The 22786-nt window shown below is 64.0% G+C and carries 14 protein-coding genes and 2 pseudogenes; 8 read left to right on the forward strand and 8 right to left on the reverse strand.

The genetic code is table 11. The features are described from left to right. Window positions 1-607 precede the first annotated feature (607 nt). From D3227_RS30690 to D3227_RS30720, 7 genes and pseudogenes are all read left to right on the forward strand, one after another. Window positions 608-5809 carry a GAF domain-containing protein gene (locus D3227_RS30690; RefSeq protein WP_167480922.1) on the forward strand — a complete coding sequence of 1734 codons (5202 nt, stop codon included), beginning with the start codon at window positions 608-610 and terminating at the stop codon, window positions 5807-5809. Then, window positions 5806-6195 carry a response regulator gene (locus tag D3227_RS30695; RefSeq protein WP_120017957.1) on the forward strand — a complete coding sequence of 130 codons (390 nt, stop codon included), beginning with the start codon at window positions 5806-5808 and terminating at the stop codon, window positions 6193-6195. Before D3227_RS30690 ends, D3227_RS30695 begins: the two co-directional genes overlap by 4 nt. Next, window positions 6192-7445 carry an adenylate/guanylate cyclase domain-containing protein gene (locus tag D3227_RS30700; protein WP_120017958.1) on the forward strand — a complete coding sequence of 418 codons (1254 nt, stop codon included), beginning with the start codon at window positions 6192-6194 and terminating at the stop codon, window positions 7443-7445. The genes D3227_RS30695 and D3227_RS30700 overlap by 4 nt, the downstream gene beginning before the upstream one ends. Window positions 7446-7861: 416 nt before the next feature. Further along, a complete protein-coding gene (locus D3227_RS30705) occupies window positions 7862-8500 on the forward strand; it encodes a DUF1326 domain-containing protein (RefSeq protein WP_120017959.1) in 639 nt (212 codons plus the stop codon). A 60-nt stretch (window positions 8501-8560) separates the two neighbouring features. Further along, window positions 8561-9370: a DUF2182 domain-containing protein gene (locus D3227_RS30710; protein WP_245451936.1), complete on the forward strand. Its 810-nt coding sequence runs from the start codon at window positions 8561-8563 to the stop codon at window positions 9368-9370. Between the two features lie 113 nt (window positions 9371-9483). Then, window positions 9484-9663 (forward strand): annotated as a pseudogene (locus D3227_RS30715) (adenylate/guanylate cyclase domain-containing protein); the annotation flags it as partial. Next, window positions 9650-10221 (forward strand): annotated as a pseudogene (locus D3227_RS30720) (magnesium chelatase subunit ChlI family protein); the annotation flags it as partial. The pseudogenes D3227_RS30715 and D3227_RS30720, both read left to right, overlap by 14 nt. Window positions 10222-10309: 88 nt before the next feature. Here the strand turns inward: D3227_RS30720 and D3227_RS30725 are convergent. The 8 genes from D3227_RS30725 to lepA all read right to left on the reverse strand — a co-directional run bounded on the left by D3227_RS30725 (window position 10310) and on the right by lepA (window position 21039). Further along, window positions 10310-11770 carry an FAD-dependent monooxygenase gene (locus tag D3227_RS30725; RefSeq protein ID WP_208646491.1) on the reverse strand — a complete coding sequence of 487 codons (1461 nt, stop codon included), beginning with the start codon at window positions 11768-11770 and terminating at the stop codon, window positions 10310-10312. 333 nt (window positions 11771-12103) lie between these two features. Continuing rightward, on the reverse strand, window positions 12104-14278 hold the full coding sequence (locus D3227_RS30730; protein WP_120017961.1) for a malate synthase G: 2175 nt from the start codon (window positions 14276-14278) through the stop codon (window positions 12104-12106). Window positions 14279-14501: 223 nt separating this feature from the next. After that, the gene (locus tag D3227_RS30735; RefSeq protein WP_120017962.1) at window positions 14502-16529 is read right to left on the reverse strand and encodes a hydantoinase/oxoprolinase family protein; all 2028 of its coding nucleotides are present in this window, start codon (window positions 16527-16529) and stop codon (window positions 14502-14504) included. 353 nt (window positions 16530-16882) lie between these two features. Next, window positions 16883-17254 (reverse strand): hypothetical protein, encoded by a 372-nt coding sequence (locus tag D3227_RS30740; protein ID WP_120017963.1) that lies wholly within the window; start codon window positions 17252-17254, stop codon window positions 16883-16885. 123 nt (window positions 17255-17377) lie between these two features. Further along, the gene (locus D3227_RS30745; protein WP_120017964.1) at window positions 17378-17725 is read right to left on the reverse strand and encodes a hypothetical protein; all 348 of its coding nucleotides are present in this window, start codon (window positions 17723-17725) and stop codon (window positions 17378-17380) included. Between the two features lie 69 nt (window positions 17726-17794). After that, entirely contained in the window at window positions 17795-18304 is a 510-nt protein-coding gene (locus tag D3227_RS30750; protein ID WP_120017965.1) for a hypothetical protein, read from the reverse strand. A gap of 10 nt (window positions 18305-18314) precedes the next feature. Then, entirely contained in the window at window positions 18315-18830 is a 516-nt protein-coding gene (locus tag D3227_RS41880) for a hypothetical protein (RefSeq protein ID WP_167480923.1), read from the reverse strand. A gap of 403 nt (window positions 18831-19233) precedes the next feature. Further along, window positions 19234-21039, reverse strand: a complete 1806-nt coding sequence (lepA, locus tag D3227_RS30765; protein WP_120017966.1) for a translation elongation factor 4 — start codon at window positions 21037-21039, stop codon at window positions 19234-19236. Between the two features lie 285 nt (window positions 21040-21324). Between lepA and D3227_RS30770 the strand changes: the two genes are divergently transcribed. Continuing rightward, window positions 21325-22413, forward strand: coding sequence for a TadE/TadG family type IV pilus assembly protein (locus D3227_RS30770; RefSeq protein ID WP_120017967.1), 1089 nt, complete (start codon window positions 21325-21327; stop codon window positions 22411-22413). Window positions 22414-22786: the final 373 nt, after the last annotated feature.

Here is a 22786-nt window from a genome sequence, read left to right on the forward strand (position 1 = left end):
ACCGCAGCGTACGGGTCGAGCAGTCCTTTTGTCGAGCTACATTCCTAGCCACGCGCTTCGATGTGCTGCAGCGTTCAGATGCCAGGACCGTACGAGATCGATCGAGCTTCAAACTCATGGCAAGATGTCCGTTCATGGCACGACCAAGACCTCCAGCATGGTCACCCGCGATGTCTGCCTCTTGGTGGAGGCAAAGTCTGGCTCTATCGACATAAGGAGCGCTGCTGACTGGAACCTTTTGGGCCGTTAGCAGACCGGCAGCTTCTGGCGCACGGACCTGAAAAAGCGGACTTTCGGGTGTGGCGAACAGCGTCGTACCCTGACCCTTTCCTGACTTTCTAGAAACGCAGAGCGATGGCCGCTGAGCGTTCTGCGTTGACCTGGAATCGTTGGGGATTCCCAAATCAGCGGGATTTTGCTTCCACCGAGTTATGTCGAAAGCGGCAGGTACGCTCAAAAAGAGCGGCTCTTCGGTACACAGCCACCAGGCTCGAACCTGGTGGCGGCAAAAGTTGGACTATCGGTCGCCAAGCTTTTCCGGTCTAAGTTCATGGCGAAAGAGATCAAAGAGTGGCGCCGATGCCGCAATCGAGGATCGGACCGCAGCGTGCATAAATCGAACTCCGAACGCGAATCGAAGATTGCGCTGCTCACCCAGCAGTTGGACGAAACGCGCGAGCATCAGGCGGCGACGGCCGAGGTGCTGAAAGTCATCAGCCGCTCCGCCTTTGATCTGGACACGGTCTTAACCACCCTTATCCAGACGAGCATCCAGCTCTGTCAGGCGACGCGAGGTGTCATCTGGCTGCGCAGGGGCGAACAGCTGTTTCTTGCCGCGCAAGTCAACTATTCCGACGAGTGGGTGGCTGCCGTGCGCGACAACCCACTCACGCCGGCCGCCGACGCGCAGACGACCTCGGGGCTCGCCGCCTTCACCGGAGAGATCGTGCATGTCGAGGACGTACCTAACGATCCGCGCTTCCGCTCGCTCGCCGCTCATGAGCTCGGCGACTACCGCGCCGGGCTTGCCGTCCCGCTGAAGCGCGACAGCAAGGTCGTGGGCGTCATTTCATTGTCCCGGCCGGAGGCGCGGCTTTTCACCGTACGCCAGATCGCGCTGGTCCAGACCTTCGCCGACCAGGCCGTGATCGCCATCGAGAATGTCCGGCTGTTCGAGAAAGTCGAGGGGCACAATCGTGAACTGGCCGAGTCGCTGGATCAGCAGACGGCGACGGCCGAAGTGTTGAAGACGATCAGCAGTTCGGCGTTCGATCTCGATTCCGTGCTGCATACGCTTGTGAAGTCCGCGTCCGACCTCTGTCATTCCGGGATGGGCTACATCTATCTGCGCCAGGGCGAAGTGTTGCAGCCGACGGTACAGATCGGATGGAGCCAAGAATTCCAGGAACACATGAACAACCTCCCGGTCACGCCGGGCCGGGGCAGCATCGCCGCCCGCGTTGCCCAGAGCGGGTCCGTGGAGCAGATTGCCGACGTTCTCGACGATCCGGAGTATACCAACATCGAAGGCCAGCGGCTCGGCGGCTTCCGCACCCTGCTGGGCGTTCCGCTGATGCGTGACGGCGCCGTGACCGGCGTCTTCGTCCTCGCTCGCTCGTCGGTCTCGCCGTTCAGTACACGCGAAATCGAACTGGTGCAGACATTTTCGGATCAGGCGGTCATCGCTATCGAGAACGTGCGGCTGTTCGAAGAGGTCGAGTCCCGCAACCGCGACCTAGCCGAGTCGCTGGAACAGCAGATGGCCACCGGCGAGATATTGCGCGCGATCTCCAGATCCCCGACTGATGCGCAGCCGGTCTTCGACACGATCGCCCAGAGCGCCGCCAAGCTCTGCGGGGCGCAATTCTGCTTTGTCGACCGGTTCGATGGAACGCTCCTGCACTTCATGGCCCATTACGGGGTGCCGCCCGAAGCAATCGAGACGATCGATCGGAGCTTCCCAATGGCACCAGGACGTGGCAGCGCTGCAGCGCGGGCGGTGAGCAGCGGCACCGTTGTGCAAATCCCCGACATACAGGCCGATCCGGATTATCAGGCCGATCCGGATCATAAGATGGGCGCGCTTGCCGATTTCTTGCATTCGCGAAGCACCGTCGCGGTGCCGATGCTCAAGGATGGCGTTCCGATCGGCGTGATGACGGTCGACCGGCTTGAAGCCGGCGATTTTCCCGATCGGCAGGTCGAACTGCTCAAGACCTTCGCCGACCAGGCGGTCATAGCCATCGAGAACGTCCGGCTGTTCGAAGAGGTCGAGTCGCGTGGCCGTGACCTGACCGACGCGCTAGAGAAGCAGACGGCGACCGGCGCGATACTGCAAGTGATCGCCGGGTCTCCTACGGACATTCAGCCTGTGCTGGACGCCGTCGCTGAAAGTGCCGCTCGGCTCTGCGACGCCTATGACGCAACGATCTATCTGCTGCGCTCCGACAGGCTGGCTGTGGGAGCGCATCACGGACCGATTCCGATTGACGGCACTGGCTTGCCGGTCGCGCGCGACATCGTTACCGGCCGCGCCGTATTGGATCGGGTACCGGTCCACGTTCATGACTTGACGATCGCTGGAGAGGAGTTTGCAACTGGCCGAATGATGGCTCAACGGCTTGGTTTTCGCGCGATTCTCGCCACTCCGCTGTTGCAGGAAGGAAAAGCAATCGGAGCGCTTATGATCCGGCGCATCGAGGCGCGGCTTTTTAGCGACAATCAAATCGACCTCCTCAAAACTTTCGCCAACCAGGCCGTCATCGCAATCGGCAATGTGCGGCTCTTCGAAGCGGTGCAGGCGCGTACCGCCGAACTCAGCGAATCGCTGCAGCAGCAGACGGCGACCGCCGATGTGCTCAAGGTGATCAGCCGCTCGACGTTCGACCTGCAGGCGGTGCTCGATACGCTGACGCAATCGGCCGCACAGCTTTGCGAGGCGGATATGGCGGGAATCACCCGGCAGGAGGCGGAAGGCTTCTACTACGCCACCAACTACAATCTCTCGTCGGATTGGCAGGAGTACGTGAAGGACAAGCGCCTGGCGCCCGGACGCGGCACCGTGGTCGGGCGGGCATTGCTCGACCGCAAGATCGTGCATGTGGCCGATGTTCTGGCCGATCCGGAATACACGTTCCTGGAATCGACCAGCAAGGTTTGGTTCCGGACGGTGTTGGGTGTGCCGTTGATGCGCGAGGGAAATCCGATCGGCGTGCTCGTGCTGGCTCGTCAGAAAGTCCAACCTTTCACCGAGAAACAAATCGATCTGATCCAGACCTTCGCCGACCAGGCCGTCATCGCCATCGAAAATGCTCGCCTGTTCGAAGAAGTGCAGGCGCGCACGGCGGAATTGAGCGAGTCGCTGCAGCAGCAGACGGCGACGGCCGACGTCCTGAAGGCGATCAGCCGCTCGACGTTCGACCTCCGGGCAGTGCTCGACGCTCTGGCCGAATCGGTGACCCGGCTGTGCGAAGCGGACAACGCCTCGATCGTGCGTGAGACGGACGGCAAATTCGTCGAGGCTGCGAGTTACGGCTATCCGGCCGAGCTCGAGGAATATTTCAGCGGCTTTGTGCACGTCCCGGGGCGCGGCACCGGGGTCGGGCGAGTCCTGCTCGAAGGCAAGGCCGTCCAGATTCCGGACGTGCTGGCAGACGCCGACTACACGCTGTGGGAAGGACAGCGGCTCGGCGGATACCGCACGGTGCTGGCCGTGCCGCTGCTGCGCGAGGGGGTTCCAATCGGCGTTTTCTCGCTCACCCGCTCGACGGTGCGGCCCTTCACCGAAAGGCAGATCGAACTCGTCGAAACCTTTGCCGACCAGGCAGTGATCGCCATCGAAAATGTCCGGCTGTTCGACGAGGTGCAGGCGCGGACGGCCGAACTCGGAGAGGCGCTGCAGCAACAGACGGCAACGGCGGATGTTCTGAAGGCGATCAGCCGTTCCACATTCGACCTGCAGCCGGTTCTCGACACGCTGGTGGATTCGGCTGCAAAGCTCTGCGATGCCAGCCAATGCGTGATTTACTTGCGGGAGGGCGACATGCTGCGTGCCGGCGCTACTTTCGGTGCCAACCCTCAGGAAGCGAGTATCATCAGGAACCAGCTTCTTGCGTTCGATCGCAAGACCATCTCGGGTCGGGTCGCACTTTCGGGTCGCGTTCAGAACAACCCGGATGTGCTGTCCGATCCTGAATACGATTTCCCGACCCTGGACGAACACGGCACGGTCCGCGCAGCTCTCGGCGTGCCATTGCTCAGGGATGGGAAGGTAGACGGAGTGTTCTTCATCGGCCGCACTGAGGCCGGCCTGTTCACGAAACGACAGAGTGAGCTAGTGCAGACCTTTGCCGACCAGGCTGTGATCGCCATCGAAAATGTCCGCTTGTTCGACGAGGTACAGGCCCGCACGGCGGAATTGAGCGAGTCGCTGCAGCAGCAGACGGCGACGGCCGACGTCCTGAAGGCGATCAGCCGCTCTACGTTCGACCTGCAGCCGGTTCTCGACACGCTGGTGGAATCAGCGGCCAAGCTGTGCGACGCGGACACGAGCGTCATCTTCAAGCGCGACGGCGATCTCTACCGGTGGTCGGCCAACTACGGCAATTTGCCTGAAGCCGCGGTTTTCGCCAAAGCCAATCCCTTCGCCGCCAGTCGCGACAGCGTCACCGGAAGGGTGGCCCTCGAAGCCCGCGCCGTCCACGTTTCGGACGTGCTCGCCGACCCGGACTACGGGGCAACGCAGCTTCAGAAGCTCGGCGGCTACCGGACCATTCTATGCGTTCCGATCTTGCGCGAAGGCGCGCCGGTCGGCGTGTTCGCGCTGACGCGGTCACAGGTGCGGGACTTCACGCCGAGGCAGATCGAGCTCGTCGAGACGTTTGCCGACCAGTCCGGCATAGCGATCGAGAACGTCCGGCTGTTCGATGAGGTGCAGGCGCGTACCCGCGAATTGTCACGCTCGCTCGAAGATCTGAGGACCGCGCAGGACCGCCTCGTGCAAACGGAGAAGCTCGCCTCACTCGGCCAGTTGACCGCCGGTATCGCCCACGAGATCAAGAACCCGCTCAACTTCGTCAACAACTTCTCAGCGCTCTCCGGCGAACTCATCGATGATTTGAGCAGTGTGCTGGCCGGAGCGCCTTTGGAGGCACCCGTGCGCGAAGAGGTCGCCGAGCTAACAGGCATGCTCAAGAGCAATCTCGACAAGGTGGTCCAGCACGGCAAGCGGGCCGATTCCATCGTCAGGAACATGCTGCTGCATTCGCGCGCGGGTTCAGGAGAGCATCGTCCGATCGACATCAATGCCGTCGTGGAGGAGAGCCTGAACCTTGCCTATCACGGGGCGCGCGCCGAAAAGCCGGGATTCAACGTCACGCTGACGCGGAATTTCGACCCGCAGGCGGGGGATGTCGATCTCTACCCGCAGGAGATCACGCGGGTGCTTCTCAACCTCATCTCCAACGGCTTTTATGCAGCGGCCAAGCGCAGCGCCGCGGCGAATGGCGCGGGCTATGAGCCGACGCTCTCCGCCACCACCAGGAGTCTCGGCGACCGTGTCGAAATCAGGATCCGCGACAACGGCACCGGCATTCCGCCGGAGGTGAAGGAGAAGATGTTCAATCCATTCTTCACGACCAAGCCAGCCGGCGAGGGCACCGGGCTCGGCCTGTCGCTCAGCCACGACATCGTCGTCAAACAGCATGCCGGCACGATCGACGTCGACAGCCAGCCAGGCGAGTTCACCGAGTTCCGGATTGTGCTGCCGCGCGCTGCGGCCTCGCTCGCAAAATCGGGAGCTGAAGCATGAGCCTCCTCATCCTGGTCGTCGACGACGAGCCCGACGTCGAGCCGCTGTTTCGCCAGCAGTTCCGCCGCGACATCCGAGCCAGCCGCTTCACCATGGAGTTCGCGCAATCGGCGGTCGATGCGTTGGAGCAGATCGACCACGCCGAAGGGGTGACACTGATCCTGGTGCTGTCCGACATCAACATGCCCGGCGTGAGCGGGCTCGAGCTGCTGCCGAAGATCAAGGTGCTGCGGCCCGACGTCCCGGTCATCATGATCACCGCCTATGGCGACGCCGAAACCAAGCGCAAGGCGTTGGAGAACGGCGCCGAAGCGCTGCTGACCAAGCCGATCGACTTTGCGGCGCTCAGGCAACAGATCGAAACGCGGCTGGGAATGGTGGCGTGACGGCGCGCATCCTCGTGGTCGACGACGAGCCCGACCTTGAGGTCTTGATCGTCCAGAAGTTCCGGCGTCAGATCCGCGACGGCGCGGTCATTTTCCTGTTTGCCAGCGATGGTGTGGACGCCCTGTCCGTCATCGACGGCAACAGCGACATCGACATGGTGCTGTGCGACATCAACATGCCCCGTATGGACGGCCTGTCGCTGCTGGAGAAGCTGCAGCAGGCCGAGGGGCAGCAGCTTTCGACGGTCATCGTCTCCGCTTACGGTGACATGGCCAACATCCGCACTGCGATGAACCGCGGCGCCTTCGACTTCATCACTAAGCCGATCGACTTTGCCGACCTGGAGACCACGATCGCCAAGACCTTGAAGCATCGCGAGATGCTGCACGAGGCGCATCGGCGGCAAGCGGTCGCGGAGCGCGCGCATGCATCGCTGTCGCGCTACTTCTCGCCCAATCTGGCCGAGCGGCTGGCCGGCGACGCCGACGGGTTGGCGCTAGCCGGGCAGTGGCGCGAGGTCGCCTCGCTGTTCACCGACATTACCAGCTTCACCACACTGGTGGAAACGATCGACCCTGCCACGCTAGGCGCGCTCCTCAACGACTATTTGGCCGGCATGACCGACGTCGTGTTCGCGCATGAAGGCACCGTCGCCAAGATCGTCGGCGATGCGCTGCATGTGCTGTTCGGCGCGCCTGGCGAGCAGCAGGACCATGCGGCGCGCGCGGTTGCCTGCGCGCTCGAGCTCGACGCGCTGTCGCAATCGTTCCGCGATAGCTGGCGCGACAAGGGCGTCGCGGTCGGTACGACCCGCATCGGCGTCCATGCAGGTCCGGCGCTGGTCGGAAATTTCGGCGGAGGCCGCTTCTTCGACTACACGGCCTATGGCGACACCATCAATATCGCGGCGCGGCTGGAAAGCGCCAACAAGCAGCTGGGCACGCGTATCTGCGTCAGCGGGAGCGCGGCTGCAAGGGTCGACGGCTTCCGCGGACGGCCGGTCGGCGATCTGATGCTGCGCGGCAGGGCCGAGGCGCTGCGCGCGTTCGAGCCTTTGTCGTCAAAGCAGTATGATGATCCTTCGACGGCGAGCTATCTCGAAGCCTTCGGCAGATTGGAGGCCGGCGATGCAAACGCGCTTACGGCTTTCGCCGCGCAGATCGGCAAATGTCCGGACGACCAGCTCGCCAGCTTCCATCTCAAGCGGCTGCTCAACGGCGCCAAGGGAACGCGGATCAGCCTCGACTGATCTTTGCGCCTGTCGCGACCGCGACTGTCAAGCCTCGTCGCCGGCAAAGTCTGCTTTCACGAGGTGGCAAAGGCGTCCTCAACGGCCGGTATGCGGCGCAAAGCTGCCTTTCCTTCCGCGCGCGAAACTGAACGGATCCGCGTCAAAAGGCGACCATTGCCGGCGGACGATCCATGCTAACATTGTGGCTAATTAATCGGCGTGCGGTGGTCGCGGCTCAGAAGGACCGTTAAGCATCGGAAGCGGTCGTCGCCGATATCAGGACCTGAAGGGGCCTAGCTGCGGGCTTGGTGTGCACCCCCTCGACCACTAATGTGGGGGCCCGTCCATCAAAATCAGCGAGCGACGCACGAACTACTGGAGTGCGACCAGCCTTCGACGTATGATACGGTCCTCAGTTTTCGGGAGAAAGAGCCATGAATGCAGTGCCTCAATGGCGGCTCGCAGGCGACTGGTTCGACATCTGCAGCTGCGACATCCCTTGCCCTTGTGAGTTCGCCCAGCGGCCGACCGGCAATCACTGCCAGGGCGTGCTCGCCTGGCATGTGCGCGAGGGTCAGTATGGCGACCTGAAGCTCGACGGCCTGACTCTGGTGGCGCTCGGCGAGTTCGAAGGCAATCTGTGGGCCGGCGAGGCAAAGGCCGTGATGGGCATGTACCTCGACGAGAAGGCGAACGAGCGGCAGCGCGAAGCCCTGCAGGCGATCTTCGGCGGCCACGCCGGCGGCTGGCCGGCGGGCTTTGCCGCCAATATCGGCGAGATGCGTGGCATGGAATTCGTGCCAATCACTTTCGAGGTGGCGGGCGACCTCGCCACATGGCGAGTCGAGATTCCTGGCCTCGTCGTCGGCCGTGCGGAAGCGCTTTCCGGTCCCACAACACCGCCCGGCAAGCGGGTGCAGACAATCAACCCGCCGGGCTCGGAGGTCGGCCCGGGCCAGGTTGCCACCTGGGGGCGTTCTGTCGAGGTGAGCACCAAAGGCTTCGGACTAGATTGGACGGGCACTGCCCGCTCGAGCAAGCACATTCCATTCGACTGGACCGGCCCGAACTAGGGCGTGCCGATGCCTGACGCGTTCCCCAGGAAAACGTGGCGGCTCCGGAATATGCGTGGCATGCCGCTCGGCCTTCTCGCATCCCTCGTCGTGCTGACAGCGGCGGCGTGGGCGCTCACCCTCTACCAGACCTTCAGCATGGATATGCATATGGGCATAGCTGTGCGCGGCGGGATGGAGGGTATGGAAGGCATGGCCGGCATGGCGATGGCCGGGATTGCCGCCGACGGCTGGTCACTCGCCGGCGCTACCGCCTTTCTCTCTGTATGGACTGTGATGATGGCGGCTATGATGCTGCCGGCCGCAGCGCCCATGATCTTTATGTTCGCGGCGGCGCAGGCTAGGCGCGAACAGCAGGTGGCCGTCCCGACATGGATCTTCGTCGCAGGCTACATGCTCGTCTGGGCGGTGGCGGGCCTTCTCGTGTATGTCGTGGTCCAGTTCGGCAGCGAGTTTGCGACGAGCCTCGATCCGCCTCAGCGTTCGAAATGGGCGCCGCTCGCGCTCGGTGTCACGCTTGGCGTCGCCGGACTCTACCAATTCACGACCCTCAAGCACATTTGCCTCAGCCATTGCCGTTCGCCGCTCGCTTTCGTTGCGCAGCACTGGCGCGACGGGCGGGTTGGCGCGCTCAAGATGGGGCTGCGCCACGGGCTGTATTGCTTCGGCTGCTGCTGGGCGCTGTTCGCCGTGCTGGTCGCCGCCGGCGTCATGAGCGTCGCCTGGATGCTGCTTTTGACGCTGGTCGTCTTCGTCGAGAAGCTGCTGCCCCGTGGCCGCCGCTTCGAAGGTAGTTTGGGCGTTGCGCTAGTGGCCCTCGGGATCGTTGTATCGCTCGGGGCGATCGATATGCCTTGGATGGGCGGCTAGACGAGCAGGAGCATAAGCATCTCTGCTGTGCCGGCAGACGCTTTCGACGGCAATCCATTCGCATCGCGCTGGTTTTTTAGTACGCTGTCGCGAGGCAAGGTTGAGGATCCGGTGTGACGGTAGTCGACGATCGTCTTCTCGAAAGCAAGATGACCAAGGTGGAGCAGGCGCGAGTCTGGAGCCCACGCGTCATCTCGAAATTCGAGACGCTGATCAAGAGCGCCGACGACCACTCACTCTATCGCGTTAATCCGCTGACCTTTGCTCGCGACCGCGCAATCGCCGCGCCTGAACGATGCGCTGCGCCAGCCGCTCGAGACCGGCGACTGCATGATCGCGCGCGCCAACCACCGCGTCACCTATCCGGCGCGCATCCAGCTAGTGGCGGCGATGAACCCGTGCCGCTGCGGCATGGCCGGCGAGCCCGGCTATCGCTGCCTGCGCGGTGAGCGCTGCCGCACCGACTACCAGGCGCGAATTTTCGGTCCGCTGCTCGATCGCATCGATCCGGCCGGACCGGGCGGAGAAGAGTGCCTACGTGGCACTGCGCGTGGCGCGGGCCCGGACCATCCAGCGCGAGCGTTTCGAAAAGCTTGGCGTCACCAGTGCCACAACCAACGCGCATTGCTCGCCCTCGGTCATCGAGGAGATCGCCGTGCCGGATGCTGCCGGCCTGGCGCTGCTCAAGGACGCCAGCGAAAAGCTCGGCTTTTCCGCGCGCCTACCACCGCGTGCTGAAGGTGGCGCGGACACTGGCCGATCTCGACACCAGCAAAACCGTCGGCCGCATTCATCTGGCCGAGGCGATTTCCTGCCGCATGATGTCGGAGCGGATGGCGCAAGCGGCGTAGAGCAATTCAGGAAAGTGCTGTCAAAAGGTGAACCGCTCCAAGCTATGGCCCAGATAGTCCGCAACCACTCCGAGATCGGCCACTTCCGTCACCAGCCCGACATAGTTGTCGGGGCGGACGATGAAAAGGGTATCGTCGCGATGGCAGTGCGTGCATGTCCGTTGGCATCGACATAGTGGCGTGGTTCGCCGGGAGCTCCCTTCAGGACATATCCTTTCAGCTTTCCCACGAAGCGCGCCTCGCAGTCGTCGATCAATGGCTGCCACCAGGCCCCAAAGCCGAGCACGGTTACCTGCGGCCCGCGCAACAGGTCGAACATGTTGCGCCGTCCGTCAGGCCCGATCAGGCCCGGCGCATCGGGAGCACGGTCTCCGGCACGCAGCCCTTCGCCATCAGGCCGCAAATCCCTCGACAGGCTGGAGCCGCGATAGCCGAGCCCCAGTTGCAGCGTCTCTTCATCGCGACGAAAGGCTATGGTTCCGGTGGTGGCGGCCGACGCCATCAACTCGTTCGATATTCCGAGCACCCAGGCCGCGACCCGCAGGCGCTCCTCCTGGTAGGTATCGAGCAAGGCGGGATCGGCGCCGCCGATAACCGCCGCCAGTTTCCAGGCAAGATTGCAGGCGTCCTGAATGCCGGTGTTCATGCCCTGGCCGCCGGCCGGCGAATGGACATGGGCCGCGTCTCCGGCGAGGAAGATCCGGCCTGTCCTGTAGCGATCGACCATGCGAATATTGGCCCGCCAGAGCGACATCCAGCCCGCGTCGGACAGTTTGATGTCGCCGCGCCTCGCGCGCCGCTCCACCAGAGCCTGGAAGTTGACGAGCGTCGTCTCACTTTCCTGGCCGGGCGTGACCGACGCCTGCAACTGGAACATGTCGGTCGACGGCAAGGGGCAGAGCGCCAGAAAACCCTCGGCGCTGCGCCAGATATGCCAATGGGCGCGGTCGAGACCCGTCACCCTGACATCGCCGACCAGCATGCGGTGCGTTTCCAGCGTCTCGCCCAAAAAGTCGATGCCGGCCAGATGACGGACCATGCTCTTGCCGCCGTCGCAGCCGACGAGCCAGCGCGCGCGAATGGTCGCCGGTCCTGCCGGACCCATGATTTCGGCGGTCACACCGTCTTCGTCCTGGACAAAGCCGCTCAGGTCCATGCCGAATTCGACGCGACCGCCGGAGTCGGCGAGCTTGCCGCGCAAGACTTCCTCGACCCGAAAGTGCGGGATGAGCAGCGGCTTCAGATAGGGCACATCGGGCCGCGGCGTGCGTTCTTCGTACAGGTTCTCGACGCGCGCATTGCCCGTCTCGTCGTAGAACGAGACCGGAAGCCCGAAGACACCATTGGCGATGATCCGGTCCCGAATGCCGAGATCATCGAACAATTCGAGGCTGCGCGGCTGCAGGCCCTTGCCGCGTGAGCCGACGGGTGGCGTCGGGGAAGCGTCGATGAGGCGGAAGTTGACACCGCTTCGCGCGAGCAGACAAGCAAGCGTGAGCCCGGTAGGGCCCGCCCCAGCGATCAGCACATCGGTAAGGTCGGTCTGCATGAGTTGCTTTCCTCAAGTCAAACCCCCAAGCCTCGACCGTGGCCCGGCTCGTCATAACCCGATCACCGATCACCTCGACATCTCGTTTGTGTGATCGGCGCTCGCTTGTGCTCGCGAGGCCGCCAACGGCTTCGAGACCTACGACAAGCTGTTGGACCGCGACCGCAAGGCGCGCTGGCCGAAGCTCTTTCCAAAATTGCGCGGCACGCTCGGCCTCAACTGAGGCGTATCAACACGGCGCGGGTCGACGGTCGATTCGCCGCCCATGCTGAGAGCAATTCCAGGAAAAGTGCGTAGCGGTTTTCCGTCCGGAATTGCGTAAAAACAAAGGGTCTAGCTCTGCGCCTGCTTCGCCTTCAGCTCCAGCCGCCGCGCGTGCAGCACCGGCTCGGTGTAGCCATTGGGCTGAACGCTGGCCTTGAAGACCAGGTCGCAGGCGGCCTGGAAGGCGATGGAGTTGTCGAAGTCGGGTGCCATTGGCTGGTAGAGCCGATCGCCGACATTCTGCCGGTCGACGATGGCCGCCATGCGCTGCAAGGCATCCATGACCTGGATCTTCGAGCAGACATCGTGGCGCAGCCAGTTGGCGATGTGCTGCGAGGAGATGCGCAGCGTGGCGCGGTCCTCCATCAGGCCGACGTCGTTGATGTCAGGCACTTTCGAGCAGCCGACGCCCTGGTCGACCCAGCGCACGACATAGCCGAGAATGCCCTGCGCGTTGTTGTCGAGCTCGCGCTGGATCTCGTCCGGAGTCCAGTTCGGCCGCACCGCCACCGGCACCGACAATATGTCGTCGAGCTTCGCCTTCGGCCGGCTTTTCAGCGCCGCCTGCACGGCGTGCACATCGACCTTGTGGTAGTGCGTGGCATGCAGCGTCGCCGCCGTCGGCGACGGCACCCAGGCGGTGTTGGCGCCGGCCTTGGGATGGGCGATCTTCTGCTCCAGCATCGCCGCCATCAAATCGGGCATGGCCCACATGCCCTTGCCGATCTGGGCGTGGCCGGCCAACCCACATTCGAGGCCCGTATCGACGTTCCAGGCCTCATAAGCGGAAATCCAGGCGGCCTGCTTCATGTCGCCCTTGCGGATCATCGGGCCGGCCTCCATCGAGGTGTGGATCTCGTCGCCGGTGCGGTCGAGGAAGCCGGTGTTGATGAACACCACGCGCTCTTTTGCCGAGCGGATCGCCTCCTTGAGGTTGACGGTGGTGCGCCGCTCCTCGTCCATGATACCCATCTTGATGGTGTTCTTGGCCATGCCGAGCAGCACCTCGACGCGATCGAAAATCTCGACGGCGAAGCCTACCTCCTCCGGCCCGTGCATCTTGGGTTTCACGATATACATCGAGCCGGCGCGGGAATTCATCCGCCGCCCGTTCGCGCCGACATCGTGCAGCGCGATCAGCGCCGTCATCGCCGCGTCCATGATGCCTTCCGGCACTTCATTTCCGTCGCGGTCTGTTATTGCCGGGTTGGTCATCAGGTGGCCGACATTGCGCACCAGCATCAGCGAGCGGCCGGGCAGCGCAAGCTGGCCGCCGGCCGGCGCCGAGTAGCTGCGGTCGGGATTGAGCTTGCGGACAAACGTCATGCCGCCCTTGCTGATCTCTTCCGCCAAATCGCCCTTCATCAGGCCGAGCCAGTTGCGGTAGACGACGACCTTGTCTTCGGCATCGACCGCCGCGACCGAATCCTCGCAGTCCTGGATGGTGGTGAGCGCCGATTCCAGGATGATATCGGCAATGCCTGCCGGGTCGGTGCGGCCGATCTGATTGGCGCGGTCAATCGATATCTCGATATGCAGGCCATTTTTGGCCAGCAACACGGCCTCAGGCGTAGCGGCATCGCCGCAATAGCCGGCAAACTGTTTCGGATCGGCCAGCGTGGTGCCGCCGGCGCCGGCGCTGAGTTTCAGCGCGCCATTCGCCACCGACAGGCCGTTGACCCCGGCCCATTTGCCGGAGGTGAGTGGCACCGACTGGTCGAGGAAATCCTTGGCCCAGGCAACCACCTTGGCGCCGCGCACGGGGTTGAACCCCTTGCCTTTTTCCGCGCCGCCCGTTTCGGGGATGGCATCGGTGCCGTAGAGCGCATCATAGAGCGAACCCCAGCGCGCATTGGCGGCGTTGAGCGCATAGCGCGCATTCATCACCGGCACGACCAGCTGCGGCCCGGCGACCACCGCGATCTCGGGATCGACATTGTCGGTGGAGACCCTGAAGGCGGGTCCCTCAGGGACGAGATAGCCGATCTCCTTCAGGAAGCCTTTGTAGGCCTCCATATCGAGCGGCGCGCCATTGTCGCGGTACCAGCCATCGAGCTGCTCCTGCATGGCGTCGCGCTTTGCCAGCAGCGCCCGGTTCTTCGGTGCGAGGTCGTGGACGATAGCCGAAAAACCGTTCCAGAACGCGTCGGCGGCAATGCCGGTGCCGGGCAGCGCCTCGCTGACGACGAAGTCATGCAGGTCGCGGGCAATCCGCAATCCGGCGATCTCAATGCGATCGGTCATCAGGGCGTCTCCAGATGAAAGGCTAGGCCGGGCCTTTGGCATGTCGAGGTGGTACGGTCAATTCAGCTTAGGGTGAAGGTGGGCGTATTTGGTTCGAAGGACGGATTCAGGTCAGGCCGAGTCGAAAATGGTGGCGTTCGAGAACCGGAGCGGAGCGTACTTTTGGGTATGTGAGCACCGGAAGCGCAGGACGCCGCCATTTGCAGGCCGGCCTCACCTGAATCTACACCGCAATCCTTGGCCTTCCAGACGCCACCGCCACCACATGCGCTTCGATGAACATGCGCTGGCTTTCGACGGTGGAGACGTTGAATTCGGTGGCGACTTCGATTTCGGCACTGTCGGTGCCGGCGTCTTTCGCCCGTTTGGCGGCGATGGCCCGCACATCGGCCTCGGCTGCCGCGACCGCTGCCGCCTCGTCGGTGAAGTCGCGCACGCTTTCGCCCGACGCGAGGCGGAACAGGCCTTCCATGGGCTGGCTGACGCGCGCCTCGGCCGAGACGCGGACCTGGCCGACGACGGCGCCGAGCGCGTTGGCGACGTCGGTATCGTCGGGCACGATGCAGCCATTGCCGATGAGCGGCGGCAGCCCGGCATAATGCAGCGGCGCCGAGGCGCCGAGGCCGATGACCGGACGATCGAGCGCGACGCTGAGGCGGGCGATGCCGGGATGCGAATCGACGGCGCGCTGCACCAGCGCATGCGCCACAGTGGCGGCGCCATCGAGCCCATCCTCGGCAAAGGCGGTTTCAAGAATGTATTCGGCCGACCAGCGGGTCAGCGTCACCAGCACGCGTTCGGAAACCGCCTCCGGCGTGGCGGCGATCGCCTGGCCCCTGCCGTCGCGCTTGCGGGCGAAGAGTTCGGCGCCGAGACGGGCCGGGGCCGCATCCCAATTGGCCTGCTTGCCCAGCACATGGGCGGCATCCGACGGCGTGAAGCCCGAAATATGCACCAGCCCACGCGACACCAGCCGGTTCAGTGTGGCGTTCTGGGCGTTCGAGGTAAGCAGCCTGTCGAGCGGCAGCGGGGTGGCGCCAATCAGGTCATAGAGCTTGGCCTCGGCGCCGGTCAGGCCGGCCGCCAGCCGCTCCGGCACCCCGGTGCGCACCGCGAAGCGGCCATCCATGCGGCCGGAGTTCGGCGCGCGCAGCTGGCGTTCCAGCTCCACCATCACCGCCTCGCCATGTACCATGCCGGCCAGCGCCAGCGGCACCAGGCGGCGCGGCCCGAGCAGGATTTTTGGGTTGAGCGCGCCCTCCTCCAGCGCCACTTCGGAATCGCCGCCGAGGCCGTAGGTGCGCATCGCCACCGCCTCGACCATGGTGCGGAAGCCGCCGACGGTGGCGCCTTCCGGGTCGAGCCTTGGACGGCCGCTGTCGAGCACCGCGACGTCGGTGGTGGTGCCGCCAATGTCGGAGACGACGGCATCGTCGAGGCCGGTCATGTGGCGGGCGCCGACGAGGCTGGCGGCCGGGCCGGACAAAATGGTTTCGATCGGCCGCTGGCGGGCGAACGCCGCCGACACCAGCGCGCCGTCGCCGCGCACCACCATCAAAGGTGCCGCGATCTTGCGCGCCTCGAGAAAGCCTTCGGTCGCCGCCACCAGCCGGTCGATCATCGAGATTAGCCTGGCGTTGAGCAGTGTGGTCAGCGCCCGGCGCGGGCCGCCGAGCTTGGCCGACAACTCATGGCTGGCGGTGACCGGCAGGCCGGTCTTCTCGCGGATCAACTCGCGGGCGGCGATCTCATGCGCCGGGTTGCGGGTGGCGAAGTAGGCGCAGACGGCAAAGCCCGACACCGAACCGCCGAGCTCGGGCAAGGCCGCCTCGAGGCCGGACAAATCGAGCTTGGCGGCGTTGCCGTGGACATCATGGCCGCCGGGGCAGAACACCACGGGGTCGGTGCCTAAAGCCGTCTTCAGACCGTCGCGGGCGAGGTCGGTCTCGGAAAATCCGATCATCACCAGCGCCACGCGCCCGCCCTGGCCTTCGACCAGCGCGTTGGTGGCAAGCGTCGTCGACATCGACACCAGTTTTATCGCCGCAGGATTGGTGCCGGCCTTCTGCAGCACCGCATCGACCGCGCCGGAAATGCCGACCGCCAGATCATGCCGCGTCGTCAGCGCCTTGGCCTTGGCCAGTACCCTGCCGCGCGGGCTGCCGCTTTCCGACCACAGCACGGCATCGGTATAGGTGCCGCCGGTATCGATGCCGAGGAACAAGGGGAGGGGTTTTGGCTTGGCGGTCATGAGCAGGTCCGGGGAATTCTCTTTCCCCGCCCCTTAGCCGATACGGGCCGGTCGATAAAGAAGCGAGCGCTGGGCCACGAAAGTCGGCAGGACAGAGGGGGTCGTTTCGCGTCATGTGTCCGCGATGGGAAGGCAGGCTGGGACTGAGGAGCGAAAAGCGTCAAGCGGCTAGGCGCGTTTACCTTCCCCCTTGTGGGGGAAGGTGGATCGGCGCGCAGCGCCGAGACGAGGGGTGTTGGAAGAAACTCAACGCTAGAAATCGAAGGAAGTGAGGTGCTTACGCCTTCAGTGCCGCGATCCGTCACTCACCCCTCATCCGACTTCTCCCACAGGGGGAGAAGGGAAGACCAGCCCTATTCCACCAGGTCGATTTCCTCGGTCTCGCCGCCGCTGCAGGTGTAGCAGCAGTCGTCGCATTTTTCCTTGTTGTTGGGGCCGACGCCCCAATAGGTCGCCTCGTCGCCATCGACCCAGGCGCCGTAGCAGATCGACTCGCCCTCCTCGCAGGAGATCGGCAGCTGCTTGGTCTCTCCGTCGTCGAGATAGAAATCTTTGCCATCGCCCGGCCAGACATAGTCGCGGTCCTGGCTGTAGAGCTCGACGCGCATGGCGTTGGGATGGCTGTTCTTGATCTCGAAGGTGACATCGCCGGCATGGGCGGCGGGCGCGAACAGGGACGCGAGCGAGAGTGCGACGACGATGCGGCGCGGAAAGGCGAAAGACATAAAACCCCCTGGGATGAGAATCGGCCCCCACGGCCGAGGGGTGAATCATCGCATGCGATGTGGGGGTGAGGAAGGGAGGGATTGGAGTAATCCCCGGGGTGATTTTGGGGATAGCGGTCGGCGCTACTCCACCAAATCGATCGTTTCCGTGGTCTTCTCCACGCAGATGAAGCAGCAATTGTCGCAGGATAGGTCATTGTCCGGGCCGACGCCGGCGGAGACCTGGTCGTTGCCGTTGACCCAGGCGCCGTAGCAGATGTTTTCGCCGGGATTGCAGGAGATCGGCATCGACTTCTGCGAGCCCGGCTGGATCAGGAACACGCTGTCGCCGCCCGGCCAGACCGTCTCGCGGTCGCGGCTGAACAGCTCGACCGCCACCGCCTGCTGGCGCAGGTTCTTGACGAAGAACGCCATCTCGGCGGCATGCGCCGGGGTGGCAAGGAGAAGGGCAAGAAGGGCGAGGCGAATCATGGCGGTGGGTTCCGGGGAGGGAGACACAAGCTCGCACGATCGGCGGCCGACTGCCACATGCGGGGCGCCCTACCGCATCACCACCACATGCGGCGCCAGTTGCCGGATCGCGTCGATCATATCATCGCCACGGACATCGAGCGAGGAGACCTCCATGTGCACGGTGGTCTTGCCGAAGGGCAGGATCCGGTTCAGCGCATTGGTCGGCGCGTATTTGATTGCGTCGGGCGGCTCCTCGGTCAGTTCGAAATTGAGCATCGCCGAGCCCTTGCCGGAGGTGAGGCGCACGCTGTGCACCTTGTGCCAGGGCACCAGCACGTCGCCGGCGCGGCGGTCGCGAAAGCCCTCTTCGTCGAGCACGACCTTGACCGAAGTGTCGAAGGCGCCGCGCGCGATGAAGAAGCCGAGCCCCAGGCAAGCCAGCGCCAGCAGCGCGATGACCAGCACGTGACCGCCATCGGCGCCCGACGCCAGCCCCTGCAGCGCGCCGAGGCCGAACATCGCGCCGATGATGAACGGCCCGATGGCAGGAAAGATCTTTCCCGTTACGCTGTTGCGGAGTTCGAGCGGCGCGGACATTTTTTGCCGCTCACCGCTCAGTCTTCATCAGCGTCAAGATCCAGCCGATGAAGGTCAGCACCAAGAACGGATAGCCGGCGGCGGGCAGGGGTGACGAGGTCGGCAGCAAGGGCGCGCCCCAGAGGACCATGCCCACAGTCACGGCAAACAGAATGGCGGCAATAAAGCCGGTGAGACGCATCCACAGGGCAAAGGTCTTCGGCGCGCTGATCAAGACGAGGGCGGCCGCCCAGAGCGAGATGCCGCCGACATAGGAAGGAACGCTGGCCTGGAGGCCCGCCGCATTGCCTGCCAGCAGCAGGCTCTCGCCGGCGACGAAGGTCAGGAAGCCGGCCGCGACGAGGTCATTGCTCAGCCGCTGGTATTTCATCGTCAGCAGTGCCGTCGCCACCACGAGCGCCACGCCGTCGATCGTCCAGAGTGTTTCGCGCAGCGGAGCACTTTCCACGAAGGTGCCGGCAAGGCCAAAAGCGCCGCCGATGGCGAGGCCAATCGCGGCAACTGTATCCAGAGGATTGGAGCGCATTTGATGTCTCCCCAAGCCGGGGCGAGGATACGCCAACGTGCGGTGTTCTCCAAGGGTGGGTCGTCGTCCAGATCATTTTTGAAGACGGTGAAGGACATCACCGTCAGGGATGCGCCGTTCATTATGTGGCACGGAACGGGGACAGTGACCTACCGAGCCGCTACGGGTTCGCCCGGGTCTGGCAAAACTGTGACGAGCGAACCGACCAGTACATGGAACGCAAGTCCTCGGAAGCTTCGTCCGAATGACGTGGAACGACAGCCGAGCGGCTAATCTCCACCGTGCAGCGTCAGCGCCGCGCTGGCGGGGGGGCCCGCTGCCTCCGGCAGCTTCCCCGCTTTCGAAGCCTGCTATCGATTCACTGGATCGATGGCTTGGCGCGCTGCGCGCGCCAACCGGCTTCTCAATCCCCCATCTTCAGCGCCTGGATAAACGCCTCCTGCGGGATATCCACCTTGCCGAACTGGCGCATGCGCTTCTTGCCCTCTTTCTGCTTGTCGAGCAGCTTGCGCTTGCGCGAGACGTCGCCGCCGTAGCACTTGGCGGTGACATCCTTGCGCAACGCCGAGATGGTTTCGCGGGCGATGACCTTGCCGCCTATTGCGGCCTGGATCGGGATCTTGAACAAATGGTGCGGGATCAGCTCCTTCAGCTTCTCGCACATCTGGCGGCCGCGCTTTTCCGCCGCCGTGCGGTGGACCAGCATGGACAGCGCGTCGACCGGCTCCTCATTGACCAGGATCGACATTTTCACCAGGTCGCCTTCCTTGTAGTCGGTCAAATGATAGTCGAAGGAGGCGTAGCCCTTGGAGATCGACTTCAGCCGGTCATAGAAATCGAACACGACTTCGTTGAGCGGCAGGTCGTAGGTCAGCATGGCGCGCTTGCCGACATAAGATAGGTCGGCCTGGATGCCGCGCCGGTCCTGGCAGAGCTTTAGAATGCCGCCGAGATAATCGTCGGGCGTCAAAATGGTGGCGCGGATCCACGGCTCCTCGATGGCCGAGATTTTCACCACGTCGGGCATGTCGGCCGGGTTGTGCAGTTCCTTGACCGAACCGTCATTGAGAGCCAGGCGGTAGACGACGCTCGGCGCGGTGGCGATGAGGTCGAGGTTGAACTCGCGCTCCAGCCGCTCCTGGATGATCTCGAGATGCAATAGGCCAAGGAAGCCGCAGCGATAGCCGAAGCCGAGCGCGGCGCTGGTTTCCATTTCGTAGGAGAAGGAGGCGTCGTTGAGGCGCAGCTTGCCGACGGCGGCGCGCAGATCCTCGAAATCGGCGGCGTCGACCGGGAACAGGCCGCAGAACACCACCGGCTGCGCCGGCTTGAAGCCGGGCAGCGCCTGCGCTGTGGAGCGCCTGTCCTCGGTGATGGTGTCGCCGACGCGGGTGTCGGCCACTTCCTTGATCGAGCCGGTGAAGAAGCCGAACTCGCCGGGGCCGAGCTCGTCGACATTGATGCGGGCAGGGGTGAAGACGCCGGTGCGCTCGACCAGGTATTTCGCGCCGGTGCCCATCATGCGGATGGTCTGGCCCTTCTTCAGCACGCCGTCGATGATGCGCACCAGCACGATGACGCCGAGATAGGCGTCGTACCAGCTGTCGACCAGCATCGCCTTCAGCGGTGCGGCAACATCGCCTTCGCGCGGAGGCGGCAATTGGTGGACGATGGCCTCGAGCACGTCGGGAATGCCCAGCCCGGTCTTGGCCGAGATCAGCACGGCGTTGGAGGCGTCGATGCCGATCACCTCCTCGACCTGCTCGCGGATGCGCTCGGGCTCGGCGGCCGGCAGGTCGACCTTGTTCAGCACCACGACGATCTCGTGGTTGTTGTCGATCGCCTGATAGACATTGGCCAGCGTCTGCGCCTCGACGCCTTGGCTCGCGTCAACCACCAGCAGCGAGCCCTCGCAGGCGGCCAGCGAACGCGACACTTCATAGGCGAAGTCGACATGGCCGGGCGTGTCGATCAGGTTGAGGATATAGTCCTCGCCATTGTTGGCGCGGTATTTCAGCCGCACCGTCTGCGCCTTGATGGTGATGCCGCGCTCGCGCTCGATGTCCATCGAGTCCAGCACCTGCTCCTTCATGTCGCGCAGCTCCAGCCCGCCGGTGGACTGGATCAGCCGGTCGGCAAGCGTGGATTTGCCATGGTCGATGTGGGCGACGATGGAGAAATTGCGGATGTGGTCGAGAGGGGTGGTCATGCGGCGGCCTTTAGCAGGGGCGGGTTGCAGGGGCAAGCGGGGCGGCCCTTTCCCTTCTCCCCTTGTGGGGCCCGAAGGGCGGGCGCGGCCCGTGACTCGCCCAGGGCGGTGGGTCGGCGCGCAGCGCCGAGACGGATGAGGGGTGTTGGACGGATCGCCGACGCTACCAGCAATGCGCCCGCTGCGAACATGCGGAACTGCTTAAACTTTAATCCACTCCTTTAGGGCATGATCCGCGCCTTGCGTGACAGCCCGGCATGCTGCCGTGGTTTCGGGGGCCTTCAAATGTTCGTCCACCCATTCAGATCAGCAATACGCTTTTTCCGCTCGACCAGCGGCTCGCTCGTGCCCGTCTTCATCATGGCCTTGATCCCGCTGGCGCTCGCTGTCGGCTTTTCGGTCGACTACACCTCGGCCGTGCAGACACGGGGCAACATGCAGAACGCGCTGGATGCGGCGATCCTGTCGATCATCACGATGCCGTCCGGCACCTCTAATGGCGATCGCCAGACGGCGCTGGAGCAGGCCTTCGCCGCCAATGGCGGCCAAGGCACCGCCAAGCTCGACAGCTTCGACATCGCCGCCAACGGCACCGCCACCGCCAGGGCGTCGGCCAGCTATCCGATGCCGACCAACTTCATGCAGATCGCCAGGATCGACACGGTGCCGGTCGCCGTCGGGGCGGCGGTGCGCAAGCGGCCGGCGCTGGTGCAGACCACGTTCAAGGTCACAAAGGTGTCGGGCTACTGGAACAAGACAATGACGCTCTACGGCACGAAGTTCGGTGCGACCGACGCCAAGCCGCTGATGACGATCACCTATACCTATGACAAGACCGGCGATCCCAAAGGCTACGGCACGACCATCGTGGACACCATCACCAACTCAGGCGGCGCCGACATCACCACGACGGTCCAGAAACAGGTCTGCGTGGTCGGCAAGACGAAGGACCTCCAGAAGACCCTGCCCGCCGGAACGGCCATCCAGACGGATTCGAGCGGCACCAAATATGGCTGTGTCGATACCATGTATCCCGCCAATGGCGCCGGCGCCGTGGTCGACGTCAGCCAGATGAGCAGCCTCTATCTGCAGATGGACGTGCCGTCCGGCTCGCCGAAGATCCTGAAGTCGAACGATCCGGCCACCTCCAACCGGCTCTATATCGGCACAAGCCCGACCGACATGCCCGAGATCGCAACCGGCAAGACCGTCGACATCTTCACCGCCGTGCCCTGCGGCCAGCCGGGCTACCAGGCCTGGGAGGACGGCGGCAACACGGTTCCGGCACCGGTCAGCAACGCCGACTTCTTCTACACCGTGACCGGCAAGTGCGACTTCAACCAGCGACCTTCGGATACGGTGCTGACGCAGTAGGGGGGCGGCTGCCTGAACTGCCGATCTCCCCCCTCGTGGGGGAGATGGCCGGCAGGCCAGAGGGGGGCGCCGTCCCGCCGACTTTGCCAGTGTCCATGATCTCCGCCTTCGATATCCGGAGGCCCAAAGTTTCTTCGACCATCTGAAAATCCTTCCACCGTTGCACGATCACGGTCGTTCAATCGTGCGGCGGTTGGCGCTCTACGGCGCCTCCCTCTGTCCTGCCGGACATCTCCCCTACAGGTGGGGAGATCGGATGTCGCCTCGGCTTTCGCCAACCTCCAGCGTTGCACACGTAAGAACGCACTCAATCACGAAGCGGTGAACGATGTAACGAAGCTCCGCGCGCCGGCGAAACCGTTGTCATGGCCCC

Source organism: Mesorhizobium waimense (genome assembly GCF_003601975.1).
Lineage (GTDB): Bacteria > Pseudomonadota > Alphaproteobacteria > Rhizobiales > Rhizobiaceae > Mesorhizobium > Mesorhizobium waimense.

Bases quoted from the DNA above. Each gene is read 5' to 3' on its own strand.
- D3227_RS30695 (WP_120017957.1), top strand. From the start codon at position 5,806: ATGAGCCTCCTCATCCTGGTCGTCGACGACGAGCCCGACGTCGAGCCG.
- D3227_RS30705 (WP_120017959.1), top strand. From the start codon at position 7,862: ATGAATGCAGTGCCTCAATGGCGGCTCGCAGGCGACTGGTTCGACATC.
- D3227_RS30710 (WP_245451936.1), top strand. From the start codon at position 8,561: ATGCCGCTCGGCCTTCTCGCATCCCTCGTCGTGCTGACAGCGGCGGCG.
- D3227_RS30725 (WP_208646491.1), bottom strand. From the start codon at position 11,770: ATGCAGACCGACCTTACCGATGTGCTGATCGCTGGGGCGGGCCCTACC.
- D3227_RS30730 (WP_120017961.1), bottom strand. From the start codon at position 14,278: ATGACCGATCGCATTGAGATCGCCGGATTGCGGATTGCCCGCGACCTG.
- D3227_RS30735 (WP_120017962.1), bottom strand. From the start codon at position 16,529: ATGACCGCCAAGCCAAAACCCCTCCCCTTGTTCCTCGGCATCGATACC.
- D3227_RS30740 (WP_120017963.1), bottom strand. From the start codon at position 17,254: ATGTCTTTCGCCTTTCCGCGCCGCATCGTCGTCGCACTCTCGCTCGCG.
- D3227_RS30745 (WP_120017964.1), bottom strand. From the start codon at position 17,725: ATGATTCGCCTCGCCCTTCTTGCCCTTCTCCTTGCCACCCCGGCGCAT.
- D3227_RS30750 (WP_120017965.1), bottom strand. From the start codon at position 18,304: ATGTCCGCGCCGCTCGAACTCCGCAACAGCGTAACGGGAAAGATCTTT.
- D3227_RS41880 (WP_167480923.1), bottom strand. From the start codon at position 18,830: ATGCGCTCCAATCCTCTGGATACAGTTGCCGCGATTGGCCTCGCCATC.
- lepA (WP_120017966.1), bottom strand. From the start codon at position 21,039: ATGACCACCCCTCTCGACCACATCCGCAATTTCTCCATCGTCGCCCAC.
- D3227_RS30770 (WP_120017967.1), top strand. From the start codon at position 21,325: ATGTTCGTCCACCCATTCAGATCAGCAATACGCTTTTTCCGCTCGACC.